This window comes from Almyronema sp. (assembly GCF_052168255.1).
GTDB classification, from domain to species: Bacteria; Cyanobacteriota; Cyanobacteriia; order Phormidesmidales; family Phormidesmidaceae; genus Sphaerothrix; species Sphaerothrix epifaneia.
The window spans coordinates 1-4,210 of the sequence record NZ_JBQLZL010000122.1 but is presented as its reverse complement, the minus strand read 5'-3'; the positions used below and the strand labels follow the sequence as shown (position 1 = coordinate 4,210).

Sequence of the window (4,210 nt, the reverse complement as noted above, 5' to 3'; positions counted from 1 at the left end):
ACGTTTCGTCAGTCTCATCTGTACCTTTCTTTTGAAGAATCGGTATTAGCAGGCGTTGATTAAGCCGCGCAACAGTTAAGAACTCAGAGGCGATCGCTAGAGGCTGACCAGCGGTTGGTGACTTGTGCTAGCTCGCTAACAGTCTGTCTGAGTCGGATTCAGATTCGGTTTTTAAGCCTCATCGCTAGCCTTCTGCCATATCAGCTTCCACCACATTGACGGCAAAGCTTTTATAGGCTTCCCCGATTTGTTGAGCCATTGAATCTGGAAAAACGTGAAAATCTGCTGCCTTCAGCGCTGCAATAATGCCATCTGCCACCAAAGTAGGTGGTTCGGCAATGTCTGTCAGCCCTGCCGCATCTCCCATATCCGTTGCAATTGGGCCGGGATGAACACTAAGAACGAGGGTATCCTGCTGGCTCAATAACTCCCGCAGCGCTTGGGTAATAGCATAAGCTGCTGCTTTGGAAGCCGAATAAGTGGCAAAGTTAGCAAACGTCTTCATCGAAACGACAGAATTAATCTGAGCAAAAACGCCCCCACCGTTGGTTTTGAGAATCGGAGCAAATGCTTGAGCCATGCGAATCAAGCCATAAACGTTGACATTCATCTGAAATTCAAGAGAGGCGATCGCGTTTTCATCTAGGGGCGTAGCCGCTTGAAAAGCACCAGCATTATTAACCACGACTTGAACATCCTGAGCTGCTACCGCTGCTGCTGTAATCGAGTGCGGCTCAGCTAGATCCAGTTCAACAGCCACCACCTTAGAGCCATAATTCTCAACCAAAGGCGTAGCCGTTTCCAAACGCCGAACGGCGGCATAGACTTTGGCCGCTCCATAGGCCACAAAAGAGTCAACCAGCGCTTTACCGATGCCGCGATTGGCTCCTGTGACCAGGATAATTTTGTCTTTGAGATCGTAAGTCATACAGATTTTTCTTCCTTAGCTACAAACCCAAAATTTGAAAGCAGAAGCAAAAGCAGCAAGTGGAGTGCGAGGTTTTCGGTTAGCGGCTTGCAGCCAGTTAAACGTCCCAGCCTGGGTGCTACCGCTATCGCGCCCTTTGCTTCATACCCTTGGCAAGACAACGCCTGCCGGCTAGTCAGAGCATACCGTTACTGCTACCTGGCAGGTTGTATCGCCCCTACCACTGTTTAACCCTTATCGACCTGTACGGTAGCAGCAACCGTTGCTGGCAAAGCTTCAGACCCCTCAATCGCAGCAGCACCGAGGGCTGCTCAATTTGAGCATTATCACAAGCCGTATGCCAACAGCGATCGCCTGTCCGACCGCAAAACGAACCAGCAGGGGCAGGGTATGGCGATGTAGCAGCATAGCGATCCCTTTAGATAACAGGCGTCTTTGCCGTTGTGCCGAATGACTTTAAGCGATCGCGGAAAAGCCCACCAGTCTTAACGGCTTGGCAGCGCTATGCAAGACCGCCACTTTACGTCATTCTAGAAACCGGGAGATTACAGGAGGTTTCAACATGTCTGATGCCGTTAAGCTGATGAAGCAAGAAGTCGGGCGAGCCGCTGCCAATCAGGTGCAATCTGGCTCAATTGTTGGTCTAGGGACAGGTTCCACCACCGCCTACGCAATTCAGTTCATTGGCGAACGTCTAAAAGCAGGTGAACTCAAAGATATCAAAGGCATTCCCACCTCTTTTCAAGCAATTGTCTTAGCCCGCGACTACGGCATTCCGCTGGTGGGTCTGGATGAAGTCGATCACATTGACATCGCTATCGACGGCGCGGACGAAGTCGATCCGCAGAAGAATTTGATCAAAGGGGGCGGTGCCGCTCACACGCAGGAAAAAATTGTCGATTCTTTAGCGGCCAAGTTTATTGTAGTGGTCGATAGCGGCAAGCTTACCGACAAGCTGGGGACAACCTTTTTGCTGCCTGTTGAAGTCATCCCCATGGCAACCACTCCGGTGATGCGAGCGATTCAAAAACTCGGCGGTCAGCCAGAACTGCGCATGGGGGTAAAGAAAGCTGGCCCGGTGGTTTCAGACAACGGCAACCTGATTATTGATGTAAAGTTTGATGGTGGCATTGACAGTCCGGCAGAACTGGAAAAGACGCTCAATAATATTCCAGGGGTGGTCGAAAATGGTATTTTTGCTGGGGTTGCCGACGAGATTCTTATTGGCGAAGTGATCGACGGCGAAGCCAAAGTGCGATCGATGTAAGGGTTGGGTAAGTCAAACTGACCGGGTTCCCTTGTTTCCTAGGCTCCGGCCTGGGAAACCTCCCTAGTGGCTTGCCGCCCAGTAATTCGGCCTTTGCCTGCCTTAATCTCCAATTTTCTGCTTTGACAAGGGGACGGTAGCGGCGGGTTTAAGAGGCTACAGACCGATTTCTCTTCTATCAAACCGGGGGCAAAGCCTGGTCGCTGCGTGGGTTGAAACGACGCAAATATGTTCAAACTTTCTGGAATGGTAAAAGAGGGCGATCGCCAGTGAATTTGGCATATATCGCCATTCACCCTGATTGCAGCCGTTAATTGCCAGTTGACAGACGACTAGGGTGTAGGAGGACGCTGTTGATGGAAAAAGCAAATGCTTCAGCCCTCTGGCCGCGAGTCTGGCCGCTGCTGTGCTTGTTCGGACTACTGCGGTTAGTTTTTTGGTTGACTGCTTTTCCTAACCCTGATGAAGCTTACTACTGGCTATGGGGGCAGCATCTCGACTGGTCATACTACGACCATCCACCGCTCCAGGCTTGGCTTCAGGGCTTGTTGACTACAATGCTGGGGCGATCGCTTTTTAGCCTCCGTCTGCCCAATTTACTGACTAGCGCCCTTTTCTTTTTCACCCACTACCGCATTTGCCGCTATCTCTACGGCTCGCAGGCCAAAACCGCTTTGGGTCTGGTGGTGGTGCTAACTTTGGCCTCGCCGCTTTATTTTGTTTTTTTGGGGTTGGCTTGGCCTGATCACCTGCTAGTCACGTTTTCGCTGATGGCAGGTTATGAATTTGTCCGCTTTGCGGATAGTTACCTGGCAAATGGTTGCGGCGTCAGCCGACGACTTTATACGGCAGCGGGGCTAATCGGCCTCGCTGGGCTGAGTAAATACAATGCGGTATTTGTGCTAGCAGGCGTAGGAGCCGCGATTGCCTTTCATCCTGCTCTAAGAAAACTGCTGCGCGATCGCCGTCTCTATCTGGCACTGGCTTTAGCCGCGATCGCCTTTGTTCCCGTCTTAGTCTGGAATGTGCTAAACGACTGGCAATCGTTTCACTATTACGCCAGCCGCAGTGTGGATGCAGGTACGACAGCGGGTCTACAAATTAAACCTTTTGAACCCCTTGGCTTTTGGGTATTTTCGATTTTGCTGCTGTCGCCTGTCACCGTAGGGCTAATTTTTCAAACTTTGGCTCAATTACCAGCCAGCCGGAGAGAATCTGCTTTTACCGCCACCCAGAGAGCAGCCCTCTACCGCTGGGTGGCCTGCTGGGTATTCATCATCCCCACCCTTAGCCTTAGCTTAATTGCCCTCTTTTCCACCGCTCTCTACTACTGGAACATCATGGCATATCCGCTGCTGTTGCCACTGCTGCCTGCGGTGCTGCTAGGCAAATCAGCATCGGGGGCGATCGCGCCGCCGCTCCGCCAGCGCCAATTATTTTGGCTGGGGCAAGGCTATGGCTTACTGTTCGCAGCCTTGATCGTCTTTCACTACAGCGTCTTGCCGCTTTCTGCCCTCATCAGCCGCGATGCCGCTGGGGTTGATCCCGATACTCGCATGTTGTTTGGCTGGTCGCAAGTAGCCGCAGCCGTTCAAACCCAGCGATCGCAGCACAACGTTGACACGTTTCTCGCCACCACCGACTACCGCTCAGCCTCTGCCCTGGCCTACGCCCTCAACGAACCGAATGTTTTTGCCCTTAGCGATCGCCGCGATCAGTTTGACCTCTGGCTAGCTCAGACTGACTTGTCCGGCCAAAACGCCCTACTCCTCTGGGATGACTGGCACCCACTTACAGCCGAACTGCGATCGCACTTTGCCACCCTCACCCCCCCTCAAACCCTTACCATCACCCGGCTAGGTATTTTGATCAAACACTACTATCTCAGCCATGCAACTCACTTCAAACGCTAAACCCCCAAGCATCCCTGGTCAATTTCACCCAGCCCCCCTTTAGAACACCCCCAAGCCCCTCCAAAACCTCCCTCTCTCCCTCTCTCCCCCTCTCCCCTTCCC

Annotated in this window: 4 protein-coding genes; 2 read left to right on the top strand and 2 right to left on the bottom strand. The window is 52.4% G+C overall.

Translation table 11 applies throughout. From position 1 onward, the window contains the following. Window positions 1–184: 184 nt before the first annotated feature. On the bottom strand, window positions 185–928 hold the full coding sequence (locus tag ACTS3T_RS24140) for an SDR family oxidoreductase (protein ID WP_462935883.1): 744 nt from the start codon (window positions 926–928) through the stop codon (window positions 185–187). 562 nt (window positions 929–1,490) lie between these two features. Here ACTS3T_RS24140 and rpiA point away from each other — a divergent pair. Further along, window positions 1,491–2,195 carry a ribose-5-phosphate isomerase RpiA gene (gene rpiA, locus ACTS3T_RS24135; RefSeq protein WP_462935882.1) on the top strand — a complete coding sequence of 235 codons (705 nt, stop codon included), beginning with the start codon at window positions 1,491–1,493 and terminating at the stop codon, window positions 2,193–2,195. A gap of 38 nt (window positions 2,196–2,233) precedes the next feature. Here the strand turns inward: rpiA and ACTS3T_RS24130 are convergent, their stop codons facing one another. Then, the gene (locus ACTS3T_RS24130) at window positions 2,234–2,491 is read right to left on the bottom strand and encodes a hypothetical protein (RefSeq protein WP_462935881.1); all 258 of its coding nucleotides are present in this window, start codon (window positions 2,489–2,491) and stop codon (window positions 2,234–2,236) included. 60 nt (window positions 2,492–2,551) lie between these two features. Here ACTS3T_RS24130 and ACTS3T_RS24125 point away from each other — a divergent pair, with 60 nt between their 5' ends. Further along, window positions 2,552–4,108, top strand: coding sequence for an ArnT family glycosyltransferase (locus ACTS3T_RS24125; RefSeq protein ID WP_462935880.1), 1,557 nt, complete (start codon window positions 2,552–2,554; stop codon window positions 4,106–4,108). Window positions 4,109–4,210 lie beyond the last annotated feature (102 nt).

Coding starts and splice junctions, on each gene's coding strand:
- ACTS3T_RS24140 (WP_462935883.1), bottom strand. CDS start 928: ATGACTTACGATCTCAAAGACAAAATTATCCTGGTCACAGGAGCCAAT.
- rpiA (WP_462935882.1), top strand. CDS start 1,491: ATGTCTGATGCCGTTAAGCTGATGAAGCAAGAAGTCGGGCGAGCCGCT.
- ACTS3T_RS24125 (WP_462935880.1), top strand. CDS start 2,552: ATGGAAAAAGCAAATGCTTCAGCCCTCTGGCCGCGAGTCTGGCCGCTG.